Source organism: Rahnella sp. RcJ3 (assembly GCF_009498575.1).
In the GTDB taxonomy this organism is placed as follows: Bacteria; Pseudomonadota; Gammaproteobacteria; order Enterobacterales; family Enterobacteriaceae; genus Rahnella; species Rahnella aceris.
Window position 1 is genome coordinate 22832 of record NZ_QSNX01000009.1, and the last position, 22390, is coordinate 45221.

Here is a 22390-nt window from a genome sequence, read left to right on the forward strand (position 1 = left end):
TCAGTTCGCTGATCTTAAGATAATAAAAAACCAGCCTTCATCAGGCTGGTTTTTTTTCGTCTGCAATTTACGGGGCCGGTTAGCCAATACGCTGCGCTTTAACCAGTTCACCTTGAAGCTGTGAAACAATCTCGAATGAATGCAGGCGTGCCTGATGATCAAAAATCTGGCCGTTGATCATCAGTTCATCGGCTTCGGTTTCACGCAGAATATTTTGCAGACCCTGACGCACCGTTTCTTTATTGCCGACCACCGACATACGCAGCGCGTTATCCACGCCAAAACGTTCCTGAGCGGACCATAAGCTTTCGATGTTATCGACCGGCGCAGGCAGTTTGCCCGGCATGCCGCGACGCAAATTGATGAACTGCTGCTGATTAGAGGTGAACATCCGGCGCGCTTCTTCATCCGTATCGGCAGCAATGGCATTGATACAGACCATTGCGTGCGGTTTCTCAAGCTGCGCGGAAGGCTGGAACTTGCTGCGGTAAATCGCTAACGCCTGATACAGCATGTCTGGTGCGAAATGTGAGGCGAAGGCAAATGGCAGGCCGAGGGCCGCCGCCAGTTGAGCGCTGTACAGGCTGGAGCCGAGTAACCAGATCGGCACATGCAAACCCTGGCCGGGCACGGCCTGAACCGGCTGCTGAGGCTGAACATCACCGAAGTACATCTGCAATTCCTGCACATCCTGCGGGAAGTTATCGATTTCACCGGAAAGATGGCGGCGCAGGGCAATCATGGTGCGCTGATCGGTACCCGGCGCACGGCCCAGCCCCAGATCCACACGGTTCGGATAGAGCGTGGCGAGCGTACCGAACTGTTCTGCAATCACCAGCGGTGAGTGGTTTGGTAGCATCACGCCGCCGGAACCCACACGAATCGTTTTCGTCCCACCCGCGATATACCCCAGCAGCACAGAGGTTGCCGCACTGGCGATGCCGGTCATATTGTGGTGCTCTGCCATCCAGTAACGCTGGTAGCCCCATTTCTCGGCATGCTGTGCCAGATCCAGTGAACACTGGAATGCGCGGGCAGGATCCGCGCCTTGCGGAACCGGTGCCAGATCGAGAACGGAAAGGGGAACGGTGTTTTTATCAGACATAATCGCAGCTCACTCTTAATGGAGGTGAGGGGAGAAAGTATTCACTCCGCTCATAATTAGAACGAGTATTACCCAATGCTGACGTATTGAATACGGCATTTGTGCTCTTAAATGCCGTTTAAACATCCTAAAATCAGATTGAAATAACTTAAACTATCATTTCAGTAAATATGTTGTTTTGTGTTAAAAACGGGCAAACAAAAAGGGTGTCGCACCGATGAGTAAACGAATTTTATTGACCCTCCTGCTGGTCGCCGTTGCGGTTTCTCTGGCGGTGCTGTTTCGGGCGCACAATCAGGATCTCTTGTTACAGGGCGAAGTTGACGCGCCGGAAGTGATTGTGGCGTCGAAAGCTAAGGGCCGCGTCATAGAACGCCATGTGGAACGCGGCGACGATGTCAAAGCCGGGCAGCTATTGATCACCCTCGACAGCCCCGAGCTGATGGCGCAGTTGCGCGCGGCCGAAGCGGCGCGCGATCAGGCAAAAGCCCAGCTTGATCTTTCCGTTAACGGCACCCGTGAAGAAAGTATCCGTAACCTGAAAGCCTCGCTGGCGCAGTCGCAGGCGGAATACATTAATGCACGTGATCTTTATAACCGTAATGCCCAAGTGGCGACCAAAGGCTTTATTTCTGCTTCTGATTTAGAAGATTCCCGCCGTGCCCGCGACAGTGCTTATCAGCAGGTATTAGTCGCCAAAGCTAATCTGGATGAAGGCGTCAACGGCGACCGCGTTGAGCAACGCGAAAGCTATGCCGCCCAGTTGCGTCAGGCGGAAGAAGATCTGCTGGAAGTGAAAGCGCAAACCGATGATTTGCAGGTTAAAGCACCGGTTGATGGTGAAGTCGGGCCAGTTCCCGTGGAAGTCGGCGAGCTGCAAAATGCCTCGAGTCCGTTACTGACGTTAGTTCGTCTGCCTGATGCGTATTTCGTGTTTAACCTGCGGGAAGATATTCTGGCGGGCGTGCGTAAAGGCGATAAAGTCCAGATGCGCGTTCCGGCGCTGAATAACCAGATGATCGAAGCTGAAGTGCGCTACATTGCACCGCTCGGCGATTATGCGACCAAACGTGCCACGCGTGCGACCGGCGACTTTGATTTAAAAACCTTTGAAGTGCGTCTGTACCCTGCGAAACCGGTGCCCGGATTACGACAGGGCATGAGCGCGTTGTGGCAATGGAAAGCTAAGTGAGACCGGTTAAAGCGCCGCGCAGTGAAAGGGTAAAAGCCGCATGGCGTTGTTTCAGTCGGGCTTTTACCCGCGAGACCCGGCACGCTTTCCGCAAGCCGGTGATTCACTGGTTGTGCTGGATTTTCCCTTTGCTGCTTTTCGGGCTCATCAGCAGCAACTTTTCGGAAGGCACTTTGCTGGATTTACCGGTTTCTGTGGTCGACAACGATCACAGCCCGCTGCCCAAAACGCTGGTCCGCAAACTGGACGCCGGTTCCCATGCGCACGTGCAGGCTTTCGGGGGGGGCTTACCGGAAGCGGAATACCGTCTGCGTACCGCGCAGGATTACGCGCTTTTGTATATTCCCAACGACTTTGAAGCCGGCGTGCTGGCTGGAAAACAGCCCAGCGCGGTGCTCTATTACAACGCTTTATTCTATGGTGCCGGACTGTACTCCACTCAGGATTTCAGCGGACTGATCACCGAACTTAACACCCGTTACCGTTCAATTATTGCGACAGAAATGGGCAAAACGCTGCCGTCGCTGGCAAGCGTCGATGTCTCTTATGGCAGCTTATTTAACGCCAGCGGCAGCTACATCTATTACCAGCAATTTGCCGCGACCATTCACCTGCTGCAATTGTTTACAGTAACCTGCATGATCTACGTGATGGCGCGCAGTCAGGCCTTACTCAGCGCGCCTTCTTTCACTCTGGCATTGCTCGGTAAACTCGCACCGTATACGTTGTGTTTCACCACTTTGCTGATGGTGGAAATCGCTATGCTGGTCGGATTCTTTGACGCACGTGTCAGCGGTAATCCCTTATACATGCTGCTGATCGGTTTTTTCTATGTGATCGCCGCACAAAGTCTTGGATTGCTGCTTTTCACCTTCACCAAAACCACGATCACGGCTTACACCATGATGGGGATTTTCGTCAGTATCGCGCTGACATTCTCGGGAATGGCGGTACCGGTACTGTCGATGCCACTGCCCGCCCGTATTATCTCCGGCATCGAACCCCTGAGTTACGCACTGGCCGCCATGTTTGACGTTTTCCTGCGCGAAGTGTCGGTGCGCGGCATCCTGATGGTGTGCTGCATCCTGCTGATCTATCCGCTGCTGACCAGTTTGCTGGTACGTAAACGCCTGTATATGCGGATGAAACAACAGGAGCCAGGACAATGACCGGTCGCGAATGGGTTAAAACCTGGTGGAAAACCTTCGGTAAAGTGCTCACCGGTTTGCTCGATAAACCGATGTGGATGATGTTGCTGCTTTCACTGTGCGTGATGAGTCTGGTGTATGCCAACCGTACGGTGTGGGATTTGCCCGTCGCGGTGATCGACCAGGATCACAGCACCGCCAGTCGCATGCTGGCCCGTCAGCTTGATGCGGGATCGAAAATTGCCACTGTCGCTTATGACAATCTGGCGGAAGCGGAACACGATCTGGCGCTGCGAAAACTGTTCGCGGTGATCATCATGCCGGTCGATCTGGAGAAGAAGATCCTCGCCGGACAAAACATCGTGATCCCGGTGTATGGCGATGCGACTAACCGGCTGGCAAACGGGCAAATCCAGCAGGATGTGCTCGCGGCGTATCAGTCGATCCTCACGCAGTACAATACGGATTTGCTGCTCAGTAACGGTTTCAGTGAGCGTCAGGCCAGCGTGGTGCTTTCCCCGATCCTCGGCCAGTCGCTTGATGTGTTTAACCCTGGCATCAGTTTTGCCGCGATTATTTTCCCCGGCTTGCTGGTGATGTTATTGCAGCACTCGCTGCTGATCGCCAGCGTGCGTGTCAGTATTGTGCTCAATAGCGGGCCTGCCGGGAAACCTTCGATCCCGGCTTTTCTGGGGGGGATTTCGGCGCTGATCCCGGTCTGGCTGTTTCTGTCGATCGTATTGTTTGTGCTGTGGCCGTGGGTATTGGGTTACCGGCAAACGGCCACCATTCCTGAAATTTTGCTGCTGACCTTCCCGTTCCTGCTGGCGGTTCTGGGCTTAGGAAAACTGGTGACGGAATGCCTGCGCAGCGTGGAGCTGATTTACCTGACGCTGGCCTTCCTGACCACGCCGGTGTTCTATATTTCCGGTACCATCTGGCCGTTGCAGGCGATGCCAGCGTGGGTTCGGGCCATTTCTTCGATGCTCCCTTCAACGTGGGCGACTAAAGCGATTGCCGGTGTGAATCAGATGGGATTGCCGTTTAAGGATGTCGGCGGTGACATTATGATGCTGCTGATCCTCTGCGTGTTTTACACATTCATCGGCATTGCCGTGGGCATGCTGCGCGATGGTGTCCGGCTGCGCGCGATGTTCCGGCCGAAGCATCCCCGCGCATAAAAAAAGGGATATGACCGTAACGTCATATCCCTTTTTAATTTTGTCTGCATGCGGTTACTGACGCAGTTCCAGCCCGGCGACGCGCTGCCAGTAGCCGTTACAGTCGGCTTTATCGGTGAGCGTCAGCGGATGCAGACCACGTTCGTTAGTACGAAACGCTTCGAGTGTGGCGAGCGTGCCGATGGTTTCCGGCGACAGACGCACAATATCCACCAGTCCCTGCATCGACGTCAGTTCATTGCCGAGGTTATAGCAATACCCGCTCTGCGTCTGAATGCCGTTGAGCACGAACACCTGCTGATTTTCCTGAGACAGCATTTTGCGGCCCTGCGGATAATTGATGCAGCAGGTTTCACACTCATCCTTCGCCCGGTTTTCTGAGCGTGCGGTAAAACAGCGCGCCGAATACGCCAGCGGCAGATGTCCGTAGGACAACACTTCCACTTCAAACTTATCGCGGATGCCCAGATCCTGACACTGGTTCAGCAGGTTCACCAGCCAGTCGCGGGAAAGCTCGACCGGCATACACCAGCGCACCATGCCCTGTTTTTGCAGGATTTTCAGCGTGACCGCGTTATAGCAGTTCAGCGCATGGCCGACGACAAACGGCAGGTTACGCTCAGCCGCCATATTCACCGCGCCGAAATCATTGGCTTCCAGCAAAAACTCGCCATTCTCCACATAACGTTTCAGTTCGTTAAGCTCGGACGGTGCCTGTAACAACGCCAGCGTGGAAATCACCACCTGTTTGCCGGTTGCTGCCAGCTGACGGGCGATCTCCAGCCAGTCGTTCACTTTCATTTCACGGCGTTTGGTACATACATTTTCGCCGAGGTAAATCACATCCGCGCTGCTGGCCGCCGCGGCCTGATAAAAATCTTCAACCTGTGCTTTCGGCCAGTAATAAAGGATGGTGCCTAAAGAATATTTCATCATCGTCTCTTCAGTTACTGCCACTTGCGGTGATAGGCACCGAGCGTCGTTTGTGTGCCCTCAGACATGGAACCCAGCGTGTTCATCCAGGCTTCATCGGTTTTGAAGTTTTGCGGATCGGCCATACAGCGGTCGATGGCCGCACGCCATACGCGCGCGACCTGGCTGACGTACGCCGGGCTGCGCTGGCGTCCTTCAATTTTCACCGAGGCAATATTCGCGGCGAACAGTTCCGGTAATAATTCCAGCGTATTCAGGCTGGTTGGTTCTTCCAGCGCATGGTATTTCGCGCCATCCACCAGATAACGACCTTTGCACAGCGTCGGATAACCGGCGTTTTCACCTTCTTCATAACGGTCGATCAGGACATCATTCAGCCGTGATTCCATGCCCTGTGCGGTCTGTTGCCAGCGCACGAACCGCGCCGGAGAACAGGCACCGACGGTATTTGGCGATTCACCGGTCAGATAAGACGAAAGATAGCAGCGGCCTTCGGCCATAATGCACAAACTGCCGAACGCGAACACTTCCAGCGGCACAACGGTAGTACGGGAAAGCTGACGCACCTGATGCATGGAAAGCACACGCGGCAATACCACTCGGGCGACATCAAAGTTGCGTTTATAAAAACGAATGGCTTCGTCATTGGTGGCCGAAGCCTGCACCGACACATGGCGCTCAACGTGGGGATATTTATTCGCCGCGTAATCCAGCATCGCCAGATCTGCCAGAATCAGCGCATCAGCGCCGAGTTGTGCCGCCATATCCACCGCGCGTTCCCAGCGCTGATAGCCGTCAGGATGTGCAAACGTATTGATGGCGATATGCAGTTTACGGCGGTGGCGGTGAACATAACTGGCGGCTTCCTGCAGCTTTTTTTCCGTAAAATTCAGGCCGGCGAAATGGCGCGCATTGGTGTCATCTTTCAGGCCGATATAAACCGCATCAGCGCCATTGTCGATTGCCGCTTTCAGCGCAGGTAAATTTCCTGCCGGGCAAAGTAGCTCCATTCTCGTTCCTTACTGCAACCGGTCAGCCAAAGCTGAAAAGTTGGGGGTGATGAAAAGCCAGTTGCCGACGTCATTCATTCATCAGTCAGGGCTTTGATTGGTGAACTATTTTAGAGAAGGCAGGGATGCAATATTTTGATTTGAGGCAGTTTCTGCGGCGTTGAAGGGCTTACCGCCGTCGGGGAGGTTGTACGTGGCGTTTTTCTGTTGCAGTATTTATTGATGTAGACCGCTGAACGTTCCCGGCAATGTGTCAAAATAGGCCGTATAACTGCCTTAAAACTTGCCGAAAAGTTACCGAAAGGAGTAGTGCCAGTGTTGCAAAAACTACGTGCACGTTTGGTCCGCCAGGGCCCATCCCTGTTGAGTGTGCCTTTGAAATTTACGCCGTTTGCGTTGCAGCGTCAGGTTGTGCAACAGGTGCTGAGCTGGCAGCTTCGTCAGGCGCTGGCTGATGGCGAACTGGATTTCCTCGAAGGTCGATGGCTGAAAATTGATGTCAGCGATCTGAATCTGAGCTGGCTGATGTCGGTGGACGAAGGCAAGCTGGTGATCGCTGAACACGGCGAGGCGGATGTCAGCTTTAGCGGAAGCGCCAACGACCTGATCCTGATCGCCGCACGCAAAGAAGACCCGGATACGCTTTTCTTCCAGCGACGTCTGCGCATTGAAGGTGACACCGAGCTCGGTCTGTATGTGAAAAATCTGATGGATTCTATCGATCTCGATACCATGCCGCTGTTGCTGAAAAACGGTCTGCTGCGTCTGGCCGATTTCGTCGAAGCGGGACTGCAGGAGGACCGCGGGTCAAAAACTCCGGTAGCTGAGCCATGTTAATCCGTACTGAAATTCCGGTCGATGCTGCGGGCATAGACCGTCTGCTGCGCGCCTCATTCCCGACCGGCGCTGAGGCTGATCTGGTGCAGGAATTGCGCGAAGATGGTCTCCTGACGCTTGGCGTGGTCGCGACCGACGATGAAGGTGGCGTGGTCGGTTATGTGGCGTTCTGTCCGGTGGATATCCAGGGCGAAGATCGCAACTGGGTCGCGCTGGCACCGCTGGTGGTAGAGCAATCTCTGCGGGGGCAGGGGCTGGGTGAAAAACTGGTATACGAAGGGTTAGATTCCCTGAATGAATTTGGTTACGCCGCCGTCGTGGTATTGGGTGATCCCGCCTATTACAACCGTTTCGGTTTTAAACCTGCCGCCGTTCACGGGCTGCATTGCCGCTGGATTGGTACCGAAGCGGCGTTCCAGTTGTTCACCTTATCAGACGATGCGCTGTCTGACGCCAGCGGGGAAGTGGTTTTCCCTTCAGCATTTAACCGTTTCTGATTTTACTCAGAGGCAGTAAAGGCCGGTTTTCCGGCCTTTTTTATTTCCCGCTTTCCGCTAATCCCAGATAATTTTCCAGGCATTCCGGCGCGTTTCTCACCAGCAGCTCTTTCTGTGCCTTACTCAGTTTTTTGACTTTTATTTCCAGCTTTGATGCCAGCGAGCGGTCACCCGCAGGGCACTGGAATGCCAGCTGTAATTCCCCTTTTCCACGCAACGATTTCGCCCCTTTACCCGACTGATGCTGGCCGAGACGCCGCTGCACGTCTGTCGTGATGCCGGTATACAACATCCCTGTGGGGGTTCTCAGCATATATAAAAACCAGTTGGCGGCGGTGGGCATAAGCTCGGGTATGGGAAAGAAAAGGTTGTGTAAGTTTACCCGAAAGGCACAACAGAGTGAGGCAAAACATCGGCATACCGCGTTAAACTGCGAGAAATGAAAATAAGGATCGGCGATGAATAACCCTGATGACCTGAAACATATCCTGAAATTTCTGAAAAAGAACCATGTGCTGGCGCTGTGTGCCTCTGCTGACGGTGAAATGTGGAGCGCTAATTGTTTTTATGTCACCGACGGGGACAGCATGACGCTGTATTTCATGACGGAACTTAAAACCCTTCATGGTTCGCTGATGTCCCGATCGCCTCACATTGTGGGGACGATTGCGCCACATCCGAAAACCATCGCGCTGATTAAAGGCATTCAGTATCGCGGCAAAGCGACCGTTCTTGAGGGTGAGGAGGAAAGCCGTGCACGCAGTCTGTATTGCAAACATTTCCCCGTCGCCATCGCGATGAAAGCGCCGGTCTGGGCGCTGAAACTCAGTCATATCAAAATGACGGATAACGCGCTGGGATTTGGTAAGAAACTGCTGTGGGATCGGCAGTGAGTCTGACTGTCAGCAGTAACAGGAACTGTCTTATAGCGTGATATTCACATTCAGGTAACACTTCAATTCTCTGTGTTTGTATGCCGTTATTTAAAAGGAAGTGATATGGCAAAAGCTCTTCTGCTGGGTGGAAGCGGGCTGATCGGGCGGGAGCTTTTACGCCTGCTGCAACTGGATCCACGTGTCAGCCGTATTGTCGCGCCGAGCCGCCGTCCGCTACCACCGGGCAATAAACTGATTAATCCGCTGGGCGCGAATCTGACCTCGCTGGTTGTCGCACTCGATGAACCAATTGATTTGCTGTTCTGCTGCCTGGGGACCACGCGTAAACAAGCGGGCAGTGCACAGGCATTTCGGGCCGTCGATTACGATCTGGTGGTCGATTGCGCCAAAGCAGCGCGGGAGCTGGGCGCACGCCATTGTCTGGCCGTCAGCGCCCACGGTGCGGATGCGCATTCGCGTTTCCTCTATAACCGTACCAAAGGGGAAATGGAACTGACGCTGATGCAGCAGGGCTGGCCGTTGCTCACGCTGGTCAGGCCGTCTCTGCTGGTTGGCCAGCGTCATCCGCCGCGCCTGCTCGAACAACTGAGTGCGCCGTTATTCAAAATGCTGCCAGGAAAATGGAAAGCCGTTGAGTCTGATGTCGTGGCAAAAGCTTTGCAGGAACAGGCATTTAACGCCGGTCTGGGCGGGATCACCGTGCTGGAGTCCGATCAGATTGCCGCCAGCATTGAAGAACTTTAATTGGTGTGATCCGCTGAAGCGGATCCTTGTGATAAGGTATCAGGCAAAAAACGCAAATTTTCTGCCTGCCCGACCTTAAGCCTGATCCCTGTCGATCTTTACAGATATTTTTCCGCAAACACCGCCAGATCTCTGAAGTCTGGCATCCTTTCTTTCAGCGTTTCATGATCCCAATTCCACCACTGACTTTTCTCGATCCTGGCGATCATATTGTCGTCAAAACGCATGCCAATCTTTTTCGCTGCCACACCCGCGACGATGGAGTATGGCCCGACGTCTTTGGTCACCACCGCCGACGTGCCGATTACTGCACCATTGCCGACGGTCACACCAGGCATCAGCACCGCGTTATGGCCAATCCACACATCGTTACCGACCGTGACGTGATGCTCACGCCGCCAGTCAAAAAAATCCTGATCGTCTTCACCGAGTCCGTACGCCGAACTGCGGTAAGTAAAGTGGTGCTGAGCCACACGTTGATAAGTCGGATGATTGCCGGGATTGATCCGCACATAGGTGGCGATTGACACAAATTTGCCGATCGTCGCGTAGAAGATCTGATTGTTTCCGGCAGTGTAGGAGTAATCACCGATCTGCGTTTCTTCGATGATCGCGTTATCTGCAATATGCACATACTGTCCGAGCTGCGATCCATTCAGCTCGACCTGCTGACCGATTTTAGGCTGGGCGTAATTTTGTTCCTCAGCCAGTGAAAAGGGAGAAATAATGTCTGTCATAGGATCCTTCATCGCGAAGTTACGGGATAAACGGGCACGCTGACCGGTAATGAAAGGACAGCCAGAAGATGCTGTAAAGTTTCCTGCAATGCGCCATCGTTGTTTAGCAGATGGCAGCCGGCGGGCAGCGCGCTGGCATATTCTCTGGCGCGCTGAAGACGACAGGCAATTTGCGCCGCGTCTTCGCGCCCGCGCTGCGAAAGGCGCGAGGCCAGTACATCGTCTGAGACCTGTAAACACACCGGCAGCAGGCGCTGACCATAACGCTGACGGGCTTTTTCCAGATGCGCGCGCGAGCCGTTCATGACCACATGACAGCCCAGTTGCATCCAGTGGTCTATCTCAATGCCCACGCCATACCGGCACTGATGCGCGTGCCATTCCAGCGCGAACAACCCCTGCTGGCGACGCTGAAGAAATTCGGCTTCACTCAGCGCAATATGGTTTTCCGAACCGGCGTCTGCGGGGCGCGTAATATAACGATGTGCCACGGTGACGTTGGCCGGTAAATGCTGGCGCAGGGCGTCGAGCAGACTGTCCTTTCCCGAACCCGAAGCGCCCATCAGATAGAGTAAACGACTCATTTTTTCACCCTTGCTGAGTAAGAATTCGGCCTGCTGCCTCCCCTGCGAAGGGGGAGGAGCAAGACTTTTATTCCCTCAGAACACCTGAATGCCCTGACGCCAGACGTTTTGCACGTAGTGATGATCGCCATGTGCCCGTGCCAGCACCAGATCAGCGCGCTTGCCTTCTGCGATTTCACCACGATCCTGCAATCCGAGCGCATTGGCCGGATTACGTGTCACCAGCTTCACCGCCTGCGGCAGGCTGAAAGCGTTATTGTCGTCAGTTGCAATGCGGAAGACCGCATCGAGCAGGCTGGCGGGATAGTAATCAGAAGAGAGAATATCCAGCAGGCCGAGCGAGGCCAGATGGTGCGCCGCGACGTTGCCGGAATGCGACCCGCCGCGCACGATATTCGGTGCGCCCATCAGCACCTGCAAACCGTTGGCGTGCGATGCACGCGCGGCTTCTTCAGTGGTCGGGAATTCGGCGATCACGCTGCCGAGTGCCAGTGATTCTTCAACATGCGCGGCAGTCGCATCGTCATGGCTGGCCAGCGAAATATTGCGCTCGCGGCAGTGTGCGGCAATCGCCTCACGGTTTGGCTGCGCCCAGCGGCGCGAGAGGGCTATTTGCTCTTCCTGATAGTCGTCCATCTGCTCGTCGTTAAGGTTGTACTTGCCCTGATAATACTCACGATACTTCTGCGGTGTGGCGAACTGGCGCTGTCCGGGCGAATGGTCCATCAGCGAAACCAGTGACAGTATTGACGTATCCATCAGCTTCTCGAACAACGGCAATGTGGTTTCATGCGGCAGTTCGCAACGCAGATGCAGCCGGTGTTCGGCGCGGTTCAGACCGGCATTCTGGCTGTTGATGATGGCGTCGATCATCTTTTGCAGATTATCCAGACGATGCCCGCCGTCGCGCACATCGCCGACAGCGACGGCGTCCAGTACCGTGGTAATGCCGCTGGCGACCATCAGCGCATCGTGGCTGCTCATGGCCGAATGGGCCGGCCAGTCCACTTTCGGTCGCGGCGTAAAAAATTTATCCAGATTGTCGGTGTGCAGTTCGATTAAACCCGGCAGCAACCAGCCTCCCTGCGCATCCAGCGCTTGCGGCAACTGACTGCTGCTGTCTGCGAAGGCGCTGATCACGCCATTTTTCATCTCAAGCGATCCTTCAACAACCTGATCGTCGAGTACCAGTCTGACGTTATTGATGATCATACGGACATCTCCGGCGCCGTTTCCGGGCTCATTTCATACAAACGATCGGCAACACGTTGGCGCACATCTTCATCGTGGAAAATCCCGACTACTGCCGCTCCGCGCGCTTTGGCCTGTTCAATCAGCGTGACCACGGCGGCGCGGTTGGTCGCATCGAGTGAGGCGGTCGGTTCATCGAGCAACAGCACCGGATAATCCACCACAAAGCCGCGGGCGATATTCACGCGCTGCTGTTCGCCGCCGGAAAACGTTGAGGGCGCAAGATGCCACAGGCGTTCCGGCACATTCAGATGGCGCAGCAACGTGCTGGCGCGGGCTTCGCTTTGCGCTTTATCCACACCCAGTTCCAGCAGCGGCTGCATCACCAGATTCAGTGCGCTGATACGTGGGATCACCCGCAGAAACTGGCTGACCCAGCCGACCGTATGGCGGCGAACGGCCAGGATCTCGCGCGCTTCGGCGCTGACCATATCAATCTGCTGACCCTGATGTTCGACCCAAATTTTGCCGCTGTCCGGCAAATAGTTGCCGTATAACGAGCGCAAAAGGGTGGATTTTCCGCTACCGGAATGGCCGTGCAGCACCACGCATTCCCCGGCATCGACCGTCAGGCTGGCATTGCTGAACACCGGTAATCTGGCGCTGTTCTGGTTATGCAGAACGAAAGTTTTACTGAGATTTTCGACCCTGAGCTTCGTCGTCATTTTGGTCACTCTTTCTCTGGAATTAGATTCAGGACAGCACGGAAGAAACCAGCAGCTGCGTATATGGATGATGCGGATCGTCGAGCACGCGGTCGGTTAAACCACTTTCCACCACCTGACCTTGCTTCATCACCAGCAAACGGTGTGCAAGCAGGCGGGCAACGCCGAGGTCATGGGTGACAATCACCACCGCCAGTTGCATTTCCACCACCAGTGTGCGCAGCAGATCCAGCAGACGCGCCTGAACGGACACGTCCAGGCCACCGGTCGGTTCATCCATAAACACCAGACGCGGATGCGTCACCAGATTGCGGGCGATTTGCAGACGTTGCTGCATCCCGCCGGAAAACGTGGTCGGCAGGTCATCAATACGTGAAACCGGAATTTCGACATCTTCCAGCCACTGACCGGCTTTCTTGCGGATATCGCCGTAATGACGTTCACCGACCGCCATCAGACGCTCGCCGATATTGCCACCGGCAGACACCTGGCGGCGCAAGCCGTCCATCGGATGCTGATGCACCACGCCCCAGTCAGTGCGCAGCAGACGGCGGCGGTCACTTTCTGGCATGTCGTACAGCGACTGCGCAGTGGTCTGGCCGTTGTTGTAGATGACCTGTCCTTCCTGCGGCGCAAGACGGGCGGAAATCGACTGCAACAGCGTGGTTTTGCCGGAACCGGATTCGCCGACAATACCCAGCACTTCACCGGGATACAGATTGAATGACACATCGCAAAAGCCTTTACCCGGCGCATAAAGATGGGTCAGGTTATTCACCGACAGCAGCGGTTCGGCGGCGAGATTTAACGGAATGTTCATCAGCGGTTACCCTCGTTTGAAGCCTGTTGCTCAACCTGCTGAGCACAAAAATCAGTGTCGGAGCACACGAACATGCGGTTGCCCTGATCGTCGAGCACCACTTCATCGAGATAGCTGTGGTGCGAGCCGCAAATCGCACAAGGTTCATCCCATTGCTGAACGGTGAACGGATGATCGTCGAAATCCAGACTTTCGACTTTGGTGAACGGCGGCAGGGCGTAAATGCGTTTTTCACGTCCGGCACCGAACAGCTGCAATGCGGGCATCATGTTCATTTTCGGGTTATCAAATTTCGGGATCGGCGACGGATCCATCACGTAGCGGTCATTCACTTTCACCGGATAAGCGTAAGTGGTGGCGATATGGCCGAAGCGGGCGATGTCTTCATACAGTTTCACCTGCATCACGCCGTATTCTTCCAGCGCGTGCATTTTGCGGGTTTCGGTTTCTCGCGGTTCGATAAAGCGCAGAGGTTCAGGGATCGGCACCTGGAAAATCAGGATCTGATCTTCCTGCAACGGCGTTTCCGGAATGCGGTGACGGGTCTGGATCAGGCTGGCTTCCACGGTTTTCCCGGTCGTTTTCACTCCCGCGATGCTCTGGAAAAATTTGCGGATCGACACGGCATTGGTGGTGTCATCCGCGCCCTGGTCGATCACCTTCAGCACATCTTTTTCGCCGATCACGCTGGCAGTGAGCTGGATCCCGCCGGTGCCCCAGCCGTAAGGCATCGGCATCTCGCGACCGGCGAACGGCACCTGATAACCGGGGATCGCCACGGCTTTGAGGATCCCGCGTCGGATCATGCGTTTGGTCTGTTCATCGAGATAACCGTGGTTGTAGCCGGTGATCGTTTGGGCTGCATTATTGTTCATTGGCGGAGTCCTGTTCTTTCGCGGCGCGCAGGCGTTTTAACAACTCCAGTTCGGCCTGGAAATCGACGTAGTGCGGCAATTTAAGATGCGAGACAAAACCGGCAGCTTCGACGTTATCGGCGTGGGACAAAACGAATTCTTCATCCTGCGCCGGACTGCTGATCTGCTCGTTGTATTCACGGGTTTGCAGTGCGCGATCCACCAGAGACATCGACATCGCTTTGCGTTCGGCGCGACCAAACACCAGCCCGTAGCCACGGGTAAAGTGCGGCGGTTTGTCTTCCGGCGCGACAAAACCGTTCACCATCTCGCATTCGGTCAGCAGGATTTCGCCGATATCAACCGCAAAACCCAGCTCTTCCGGCACGATTTCGACGGTGAGCCAGCCGGTACGGATTTCACCGGCGAACGGGTGATTGCGTCCGTAACCGCGCTGGGTGGAATAACTCAGCGACAGCAGGAAACCTTCGTCACCGCGCACCAGTTGTTGCAGGCGCGCTGCTCGGGAGGCCGGAAACACCGGCGGCGTACGGGTGATATCTTCCGGCTCCGTGCCGTCATCTTCTTCACGAACTGCCAGCTGCTGATTCGTCAGCAAATCAAACACATGGCCGCACTGTTCCGGCTGGGGTTCATCGGCTATGGGTGTGAACGGTGCTTCACCTTCGGCCAGCAGCGCGAAATCCAGCAGGCGGTGGGTGTAATCGTAAGTCGGGCCGAGCACCTGTCCGCCGGGCAAGTCTTTATAAATGGCGGAAATCCGGCGTTCGAGGCGCATCGATTTTGTGTTCAGCGGCTCGCTGGTGGCCAGACGCGGCAAGGTGGTGCGGTAAGCGCGCAGCAGGAAAATGGCTTCAACCAGATCCCCGCCGGACTGCTTAATCGCCAGCGCGGCCAGTTCACGGTCATAAATCCCGCCTTCGCTCATCACACGGTCAACGGCTAAGCCCAGTTGTTGTTCGATCTGGTCACAACCGAGTTCATTTACCCCGGTGTTGCCACGGCGCTCGTGCGCCAGCAACTGGTGAGCGGCGGCAATCGCCTTCTCACCCCCTTTAACGGCGACGTACATCAGCACACCTCCACGCGCGTGGTGCGCGGTATGGCAATCAGTTCTTCGCCGCAGGTGAACATAAAGTCCAGTCCCAGCGGGAAACGGTGAGGGCGGTTGAGCAGATAGTCGCGAACGCAATCAGGCAACAGCGGAGAAAGGGTCCGGCTGTTTTCAATACCCGGCCCGCGCAGACGCAGCGGGGTGCCGCCGGTCAGGCTGTCCAGCTGAACAATCACGCTGGTGGCCAGCTCCGGCGACATTTCATCACCGCAGGGGAAAGCCAGCAGGGTGGCGCTGTCGAGCGCCGGATCGGCCAGCGCAAAACTGACGGCGGACGGGTCATCGGTGAGCACTGCGCCGGTATGAAAGCGCAGGTTTTTACGCAGGATTTCATCGTTGAGCGAGGCGCTCAGCCACAGCGGCGTGTCGTTATCGATAAGTGTCAGCAGCACGCAGGCGCTGGCGGAACCTAAAGCACCGAAACCAGGCATGGCGGGGAGTTGCACGCTGACGCCAGGCTCGCTTAACGCTTTGAGGATACGGCGAAAACTGTACTGCGCATCGGCAACCGGATGTTGAAAACTGGCAACAAGTGACATGAGTTATTCTCCGCGAACCAGAGTAAAGAAATCGACGCGGCTGGAAGCCACCTCGCGGGCGCGTTGCTGGCGGCGTTCCTGTTGCAGCGCAGCCAGAGGCGCTATCACGCGTTTATGCAGCAGTTCATCCATGCCCTGCATTTGCAGCAGGCCGTCAATAACCGCGCACAGTTCGGCGTGCGGTTTATTGCGACCACTGACGTAGCTGTAGCCGTAGACGCCACCGTCTAACTGAATGACGGCGCGGGTGACGGTCATATCGCCCATCACAAAACGTTTGCCGGTTCCGCCCATGCGCCCCTGAAGCTGGGTCAGACCGGTTTCAGCGGCGCGGATGCGCTCAAATTGCGGGGACAAATTCAGCGGCTGCCAGTGGGCGAGCAGCTCATCGGGACGGCTGTGAGCCAGCACCGACATCCAGCGCTGGCGGGTTTGCAGGTGATCCATTCAGTGCTCCATGGTCAGTTCGATCATGTCGGCGCGCGTCAGGCTGACGGAGTATTCCGCCACCGTATCGCTGCCTTCACAAATGTTCAGGGTGCGGACACACAGCAGCGGTGCCTGCGGGACGATTTCGAGTAATTTGCTCTCTTTTGCCAGCGCGCGGCGGGCATTGATGCGGGTGGTGCGGCGGCTGAGCTTTTGCTTAATTTCTTCACGGATAAAATCGTGCAGCGAGCCGTTATGGAAATTTTGCAATGCAGGCCACCAGTCGAGATCGGGCAAATAGTGGTCAATCACACAGACCGGCACGCCGTTAACGCGGCGCAGCGTACGCAGGTGAATAATTGTGTCGCCTTCCTGACGTGACAGCGCCGCCGCGACGTGATCGGTCGCCGGGCGCAGCACCGCCAGCAGACGTTCGCTGGTCGGATGGCTGCCCTGATCCAGCAGGTTCTGGCTGAACCGCGCCTGCGAATGCAGCGGATAATCGTAAGGACGCATCAGCACCAGCGTGCCAATGCCCTGCCTGCGTTGCAGCCAGCCGCGATCCACCAGTTCATCCACCGCACGGCGCAGCGTATGGCGATTTACCTGAAAACGTTCGGCAAGTTGTTGTTCCGGCGGCAGATAATCGCCGCAGCGGTAACCGTTACGCAGTTCCTGTTCCAGCTCGGCAGCGATTTGCTGATACACCCTGGCGTGACTGGTCGGATGTCTAGATAAGTTCATCACAATAAATACCTCGCGCAGTAGAAACGGGCAGTAGCAGGGGAAATTTGAAAGCGGTATGAAAGGGTCATGATGCAAACCTCAGTGTGGCGTTGGCATCATCTTGGGCGCGCTAAGTGACAATTGGGTGAAGGTCTGGTTGCAGGAAAGTGAAGAGTTGGAAGACGTCCCGCAGGAATGAAAGCGGGTGATTTACGGGATGAACAGTACAAATTACACTCTGGTTGTCGGATGTATTTTTAAATATTAATTACAAAAGGACTTTGTATGTCAGAAGCACTCAATCGTGAATTCAATGATTTACCTGTTACGTTAATACCCGAAACACCTGCGCAGAAATGGAGGCGTGAAAATCAAAAAGGAATTGAGGCGATAAATAAATACGTCGAAGAACATGGTTCGTTTTCTGATTATCAGCGTGTATTTTAGAAAAGTGAGGGGAGTGATTTCCCCTCTGAAAGCATTAACGCAAATGAAAGCATTAACGCAAATAATGAATCACCTGATTGCCGCTGCCACGCCAGATAAGCGACGGGTCTTTCAGTTCCTGCACGAACTTCCCGTCGACCAGCACGTTGATTAACGCGGTGACTTCCTGCTGTTCAGCGCTCAGTTCCCCGAGCGTATAACCTGTCCACATCCACACATCTTTGCCAGGGCATTCCGCCTGCACGCGCACTAACAACTGGCGCACTGCCGACAGATTTTGCGGATGCAGCGGATCGCCGCCGGAGAGCGTCAAACCCTGACGCGGGATCACCGTGTTTTGCAGATCGGCGATGATGCGGTCTTCATCTTCCTGCGTAAACGGTTTGCCGGAATCCAGCCGCCAGGTGCTTTTGTTATAGCACCCGCGGCATTCGTGGACGCAGCCGGAAACGAACAGCACGCAGCGTGTTCCCGGCCCGTTCACTACGTCGATTGGATAATATTGATGGAATCTCAAAATATTAACCCAGCTGACCGTTACCCAGATGTTTTATCCGGCGCTTCACTTCTTCCTGCTTACCGGCGTTAAACGGACGCGCATCCGGGCTGCCGAGATAACCGCACACGCGGCGGGTGACCGACACGCGGGAAGGCTCGTGATTGCCGCATTTCGGGCAGGTGAAGCCTTTGCTGGTGCATTCGAATTCACCGGTATAGCCGCAGTCGTAGCATTCATCAATTGGCGTGTTGGTACCGTAATACGGCACGCGGGTGTAACTGTAATCCCACACATCTTCCAGCGCTTTCAGGTTGTGCTGCAGGTTTGGGTATTCGCCGTAACAGATGAACCCGCCGTTGCTCAGTGGCGGATACGGTGCTTCGAAATCGAGTTTTTCATACGGATTGACTTTCTTCTCGACGTCAAGATGGAAGCTGTTGGTGTAATAACCTTTATCGGTGACACCGGCCACCAGGCCGAATTCGGCTTTATCCAGACGACAGAAACGGTCGCACAGGTTTTCGCTCGGCGTGCTGTACAGGCTGAAGCCGTAACCCGTTTCATCTTTCCAGCTGTCGGTGGCGGCTTTCAGACGGGCGACAATCGCCACGGCTTTTTCGCGTAACTGACTGGCATCGAACACGTGGGGCTGATCGCCGAACAGCGCGTTAATGGTTTCATGCACGCCGATGTAGCCGAGCGAAATCGAGGCACGACCATTTTTGAAGATGCCGGAAATATCGTCGTCGGCTTTCAGACGCACACCGCAGGCGCCTTCCATGTACAGGATCGGCGCAACGCGGGCCTTGATGCCTTCGAGACGCGCAATGCGGGTCATCAGCGCTTTTTTCGCCAGCAATAAACGCTCGTCGAGCAGTGTCCAGAACGCCGCTTCATCGCGTTTGGCCTCCAGCGCGATACGCGGCAGGTTCAGGCTGATCACGCCGATATTGTTGCGGCCTTCGTGGATCATTTCGCCGTTCTCTTCGTAAACGCCCAGGAAACTGCGGCAGCCCATCGGGGTTTTGAAGGAACCGGTGACTTTCACCACCTGATCGTAATTAAGAATGTCCGGATACATGCGCTTGCTGGCGCATTCGAGAGCCAGTTGCTTGATGTCGTAATTGGCATCGCCGGCTTTATGGTTCAGGCCGTCGCGGATGGCAAACACCAGTTTCGGGAACACGGCGGTTTTGCGGTTTTTACCCAGCCCGGCAATGCGGTTACGCAAAATAGACTGCTGGATCAGGCGTGATTCCCACGACGTGCCGAGACCGAAACCGAAGGTAACAAACGGCGTCTGGCCGTTGGCGGTGTGCAGCGTATTGACTTCATATTCCAGCGACTGGAATGCGTCATAACACTCTTTCTCGGTACGGTTACGGGCGAACGCTTCGGCATCGGCAATCTGCCATTCTTCAGCGGTCTGACGATGTTTGTTGAAGCTGGCGGTAACAAACGGCGCCAGCACTTCGTCGATGCGGTTAATGGTGGTGCCGCCGTAAATGTGGCTGGCGACCTGCGCGATAATCTGTGCGGTGACGGCTGTTGCCGTTGAAATCGACTTTGGCGTGTCAATTTCGGCATTGCCCATTTTGAAACCGTGATTCAGCATGCCTTTCAGGTCGATCAACATGCAGTTAAACATCGGGAAGAACGGCGAATAATCCAGATCATGATAGTGAATTTCCCCGCGTTCATGCGCCAGCACCACGTCACGGGGTAAAATATGCTGTTTGGCGTAATGCTTGGCCACAATCCCGGCGAGTAAATCGCGCTGGGTCGGGATAACTTTGCTGTCTTTGTTGGCGTTTTCGTTGAGCAGCGCCATATTGCTTTGCTCAACCAGACCACGGATTTCCTGATTCAGGCGTCCGCGCATTTCGCGTTTCACGTCGCGGTCATGGCGGTATTCAATATAGGCACGCGCCAGTTTCTTGTGCGGCCCCGCCATCAGCTGGTTTTCAACCGCATCCTGAATTTCATGGATATCGACACGCGCCTGATCTTGCAGATTCTCTGCCACAATACGGGCAACCTGCGCGCAATAACCAATGCTGTCGATACCGGCGGCTTCGGCTGCGCGTTGCACCGCTTGTTTGATCAGAACTTCATCGAAAGGGACCTGACAACCATCCCGCTTAATCACGATGGGCTGCATTTTGGTGGATTTTGCGGGTACGGTTTCCTGTCTGTCTGCCTTCACAATGATACTCCTTTTGGGCGGATCCCGCGCCCCACAAGGCTTACAGGCCGGTTGTGTGGCATTTGCGGAAAACCGCTATATATTGGGTTGGGTGTGTACTATACACACTAGATGTAGGATCTACGCGAGCGTTAATTCTCATTTTATTGACCTGAAACAAAGAATTTTTTCGGCGGAGGAATTGATGACCAAATGTAAATTCTGGCCTGAATTTTGCCTGTTGTTTTATAAGGGGATGCATACAAAATAAACGGGTCAGCCACGACTGTGACCGACCCGACAGAAGGGGAAATTCAGACTATCCGGCGAGTTGCCAGAGACATTCGTACGGACGAAGCGTGCCGGAAATGGCAGGTGAGGCGTAATTACTCAGCAGCGTGTTGCCATCTAATTCTGCCAGCGTAAGTGTCTGCTCCTGCCCGCTCAGGTTTGCCACCACGCGCAAGGTTTTGCCTGACGCCTGACGGGTATAACACCACAACTGCGGATGTTCCGGCAGCAAATCCTGATAATCGCCATCGGTCAGAACCGGCAGCGTTTTGCGCAGGCGGATCAGTTGCTGATACAGATAAAACACCGAGTCTTTATCCGCCAGTGCCTGTTCGGTATTGATGTCCTGCGCGTTGTGGCTGACGGAAATCCACGGCGTGCCGGAAGTAAATCCGGCCTGTTCCCCGGCATTCCACTGCATCGGCGTACGCGAGTTGTCCCGTGATTTCCTCGCCAGAATGCGCAACAGTTCTTCGTTGCTGCGCCCGTCAGTTTTCAGTTCGGCAAACATATTCAGGCTTTCCACATCGCGATATTGTTCGAGATGTTCAAAGCCCGGATTGGTCATGCCGATTTCCTCGCCCTGATAAATATACGGCGTACCCTGCAGGCCGTGCAGCACCATTGCCAGCATTTTGGCAGACGTCGTGCGCAGCGCGCCTTCATCGCCAAAGCGCGACACAATGCGCGGCTGATCGTGATTACACCAGAACAGCGCATTCCAGGCGTGACCGTGCATTCCCTGCTGCCACTCGCGGAAAATCTGCTTGAGCTGCACGAAATCCGGCGGTGCATCGGCCCATTTTTCACCGTTCGGATAATCGACTTTCAGGTGATGGAAGTTAAAGGTCATCGACAGTTCGCTGCCGTCATTGGCGGCGTAGCGGCGACAATGCTCCAGCTTTGTTGAAGACATTTCGCCGACGGTCATCAGCCCCAGCGGCTTAAATACGTCACGGCTGAATTCCTGTAAGAACTCATGAATACGCGGACCGTCAGTGTAAAAGCGCCGGCCATCACCGGCATCGTCGGTCGGGAAATCCTGTTGTTTCGACACCAGATTGATCACGTCCAGACGCAGCCCGTCGACGCCCTTATCCGCCCAGAACTGGCAGACTTTTTTCAGCGCCTCGCGCACCGGCGGGTATTCCCAGTTCAGATCGGCCTGCTCGGTGGCGAACAGATGCAGGTAATACTGGCCGCTGGTTTCGTGCCATTGCCAGGCACCGCCACCGAATTTGGATCGCCAGTTATTCGGCGGTCCGCCCTCCGTTGCCCCATCACGCCAGATATAGAAAGGCCGGAACGGGCTGCCCGCATCCTGCGACTGGCGGAACCACTCGTGATGCGTCGAGGTATGATTAAACACCATATCCATCACGATGCGGATCCCACGCTGATGCGCTTCTGCAGTCAGCCGTTCAAAGTCTTCGAGCGTGCCGTAAGCCGGGTCAATCTCGCAGTAATCGGCCACGTCGTAGCCGTTATCAATCTGCGGCGACAGGTACAGCGGTGTCAGCCATATCGCATCAACGCCAAGGGTTTTCAGGTAATCCAGACGCTGTGTGATGCCGTTGATATCACCGGTGCCGCTGCCCGTGGTGTCCTGAAAACTCTTGGGATAAATCTGGTAAATCACGCCGTTTTTCCACCACGGCAATTCGCTGTTCATTCCATTTTCCTTC

25 protein-coding genes are annotated in these 22390 nt (G+C 55.1%); 8 read left to right on the forward strand and 17 right to left on the reverse strand.

Annotation, left to right across the window (positions count from 1 at the left end):
• Positions 1-79: 79 nt before the first annotated feature.
• Positions 80-1105, reverse strand: coding sequence for a luciferase-like monooxygenase (locus tag DXU84_RS13135; protein ID WP_013573827.1), 1026 nt, complete (start codon positions 1103-1105; stop codon positions 80-82).
• A gap of 217 nt (positions 1106-1322) precedes the next feature.
• On the opposite strand from DXU84_RS13135, the gene DXU84_RS13140 reads away from it, so the two are divergent.
• The 3 genes from DXU84_RS13140 to DXU84_RS13150 are packed head-to-tail and all read left to right on the forward strand — an operon-like array spanning position 1323 to position 4626.
• Positions 1323-2297 carry an HlyD family secretion protein gene (locus DXU84_RS13140; RefSeq protein WP_013573828.1) on the forward strand — a complete coding sequence of 325 codons (975 nt, stop codon included), beginning with the start codon at positions 1323-1325 and terminating at the stop codon, positions 2295-2297.
• Complete coding sequence (locus DXU84_RS13145; protein WP_370461774.1) at positions 2294-3466, forward strand: ABC transporter permease; 1173 nt, start codon at positions 2294-2296, stop codon at positions 3464-3466. Before DXU84_RS13140 ends, DXU84_RS13145 begins: the two co-directional genes overlap by 4 nt.
• Positions 3463-4626, forward strand: a complete 1164-nt coding sequence (locus tag DXU84_RS13150) for an ABC transporter permease (RefSeq protein ID WP_013573830.1) — start codon at positions 3463-3465, stop codon at positions 4624-4626. The genes DXU84_RS13145 and DXU84_RS13150 overlap by 4 nt, the downstream gene beginning before the upstream one ends.
• Before the next feature lie 54 nt (positions 4627-4680).
• Here DXU84_RS13150 and DXU84_RS13155 read toward each other — a convergent pair whose 3' ends face one another.
• On the reverse strand, positions 4681-5559 hold the full coding sequence (locus DXU84_RS13155; RefSeq protein ID WP_013573831.1) for a U32 family peptidase: 879 nt from the start codon (positions 5557-5559) through the stop codon (positions 4681-4683).
• Positions 5560-5573: 14 nt separating this feature from the next.
• Positions 5574-6569, reverse strand: a complete 996-nt coding sequence (locus DXU84_RS13160; protein ID WP_013573832.1) for a peptidase U32 family protein — start codon at positions 6567-6569, stop codon at positions 5574-5576.
• A 315-nt stretch (positions 6570-6884) separates the two neighbouring features.
• On the opposite strand from DXU84_RS13160, the gene DXU84_RS13165 reads away from it, so the two are divergent.
• Both DXU84_RS13165 and DXU84_RS13170 read left to right on the forward strand, forming a co-directional pair.
• Positions 6885-7406, forward strand: a complete 522-nt coding sequence (locus DXU84_RS13165) for an SCP2 domain-containing protein (RefSeq protein ID WP_013573833.1) — start codon at positions 6885-6887, stop codon at positions 7404-7406.
• Positions 7400-7903 (forward strand): GNAT family N-acetyltransferase, encoded by a 504-nt coding sequence (locus DXU84_RS13170; protein WP_013573834.1) that lies wholly within the window; start codon positions 7400-7402, stop codon positions 7901-7903. Before DXU84_RS13165 ends, DXU84_RS13170 begins: the two co-directional genes overlap by 7 nt.
• Before the next feature lie 40 nt (positions 7904-7943).
• Here DXU84_RS13170 and DXU84_RS13175 read toward each other — a convergent pair whose 3' ends face one another.
• On the reverse strand, positions 7944-8246 hold the full coding sequence (locus DXU84_RS13175; protein ID WP_013573835.1) for a GIY-YIG nuclease family protein: 303 nt from the start codon (positions 8244-8246) through the stop codon (positions 7944-7946).
• A gap of 115 nt (positions 8247-8361) precedes the next feature.
• Between DXU84_RS13175 and DXU84_RS13180 the strand changes: the two genes are divergently transcribed.
• Entirely contained in the window at positions 8362-8796 is a 435-nt protein-coding gene (locus DXU84_RS13180; RefSeq protein ID WP_013573836.1) for a YhbP family protein, read from the forward strand.
• Positions 8797-8901: 105 nt separating this feature from the next.
• On the forward strand, positions 8902-9543 hold the full coding sequence (locus DXU84_RS13185) for a hypothetical protein (protein ID WP_013573837.1): 642 nt from the start codon (positions 8902-8904) through the stop codon (positions 9541-9543).
• Between the two features lie 98 nt (positions 9544-9641).
• On the opposite strand, the gene DXU84_RS13190 is transcribed toward DXU84_RS13185, so the two are convergent.
• From DXU84_RS13190 to phnF, 10 genes are all read right to left on the reverse strand, one after another.
• Positions 9642-10280 (reverse strand): acetyltransferase, encoded by a 639-nt coding sequence (locus DXU84_RS13190; RefSeq protein WP_013573838.1) that lies wholly within the window; start codon positions 10278-10280, stop codon positions 9642-9644.
• Positions 10281-10288: 8 nt separating this feature from the next.
• Positions 10289-10864 carry a ribose 1,5-bisphosphokinase gene (gene phnN, locus DXU84_RS13195; RefSeq protein WP_013573839.1) on the reverse strand — a complete coding sequence of 192 codons (576 nt, stop codon included), beginning with the start codon at positions 10862-10864 and terminating at the stop codon, positions 10289-10291.
• A gap of 75 nt (positions 10865-10939) precedes the next feature.
• Entirely contained in the window at positions 10940-12076 is a 1137-nt protein-coding gene (gene phnM / locus DXU84_RS13200) for an alpha-D-ribose 1-methylphosphonate 5-triphosphate diphosphatase (protein WP_013573840.1), read from the reverse strand.
• Positions 12073-12780, reverse strand: a complete 708-nt coding sequence (gene phnL / locus DXU84_RS13205; protein ID WP_037034218.1) for a phosphonate C-P lyase system protein PhnL — start codon at positions 12778-12780, stop codon at positions 12073-12075. Before phnL ends, phnM begins: the two co-directional genes overlap by 4 nt.
• 28 nt (positions 12781-12808) lie before the next feature.
• Positions 12809-13600, reverse strand: coding sequence for a phosphonate C-P lyase system protein PhnK (phnK, locus tag DXU84_RS13210; RefSeq protein WP_153375956.1), 792 nt, complete (start codon positions 13598-13600; stop codon positions 12809-12811).
• Complete coding sequence (locus tag DXU84_RS13215) at positions 13600-14475, reverse strand: alpha-D-ribose 1-methylphosphonate 5-phosphate C-P-lyase PhnJ (protein ID WP_153375958.1); 876 nt, start codon at positions 14473-14475, stop codon at positions 13600-13602. Before DXU84_RS13215 ends, phnK begins: the two co-directional genes overlap by 1 nt.
• On the reverse strand, positions 14465-15547 hold the full coding sequence (locus DXU84_RS13220; protein ID WP_153375960.1) for a carbon-phosphorus lyase complex subunit PhnI: 1083 nt from the start codon (positions 15545-15547) through the stop codon (positions 14465-14467). The genes DXU84_RS13215 and DXU84_RS13220 overlap by 11 nt, the downstream gene beginning before the upstream one ends.
• Positions 15547-16128, reverse strand: coding sequence for a phosphonate C-P lyase system protein PhnH (gene phnH, locus DXU84_RS13225; protein WP_013573845.1), 582 nt, complete (start codon positions 16126-16128; stop codon positions 15547-15549). The genes DXU84_RS13220 and phnH overlap by 1 nt, the downstream gene beginning before the upstream one ends.
• A 3-nt stretch (positions 16129-16131) precedes the next feature.
• Positions 16132-16575 carry a phosphonate C-P lyase system protein PhnG gene (gene phnG / locus DXU84_RS13230; protein ID WP_013573846.1) on the reverse strand — a complete coding sequence of 148 codons (444 nt, stop codon included), beginning with the start codon at positions 16573-16575 and terminating at the stop codon, positions 16132-16134.
• A complete protein-coding gene (gene phnF, locus DXU84_RS13235) occupies positions 16576-17301 on the reverse strand; it encodes a phosphonate metabolism transcriptional regulator PhnF (protein ID WP_013573847.1) in 726 nt (241 codons plus the stop codon).
• Positions 17302-17568: 267 nt separating this feature from the next.
• Here phnF and DXU84_RS13240 point away from each other — a divergent pair, with 267 nt between their 5' ends.
• Positions 17569-17730: a type II toxin-antitoxin system CcdA family antitoxin gene (locus DXU84_RS13240; RefSeq protein WP_013573850.1), complete on the forward strand. Its 162-nt coding sequence runs from the start codon at positions 17569-17571 to the stop codon at positions 17728-17730.
• 52 nt (positions 17731-17782) lie between these two features.
• Here the strand turns inward: DXU84_RS13240 and nrdG are convergent, their stop codons facing one another.
• The 3 genes from nrdG to treC all read right to left on the reverse strand — a co-directional run bounded on the left by nrdG (position 17783) and on the right by treC (position 22377).
• Entirely contained in the window at positions 17783-18247 is a 465-nt protein-coding gene (gene nrdG / locus DXU84_RS13245) for an anaerobic ribonucleoside-triphosphate reductase-activating protein (RefSeq protein WP_037034213.1), read from the reverse strand.
• A gap of 4 nt (positions 18248-18251) precedes the next feature.
• Positions 18252-20390: an anaerobic ribonucleoside-triphosphate reductase gene (nrdD, locus tag DXU84_RS13250; RefSeq protein WP_153376045.1), complete on the reverse strand. Its 2139-nt coding sequence runs from the start codon at positions 20388-20390 to the stop codon at positions 18252-18254.
• 343 nt (positions 20391-20733) lie between these two features.
• The gene (treC, locus tag DXU84_RS13255) at positions 20734-22377 is read right to left on the reverse strand and encodes an alpha,alpha-phosphotrehalase (RefSeq protein ID WP_112152056.1); all 1644 of its coding nucleotides are present in this window, start codon (positions 22375-22377) and stop codon (positions 20734-20736) included.
• Positions 22378-22390: the final 13 nt, after the last annotated feature.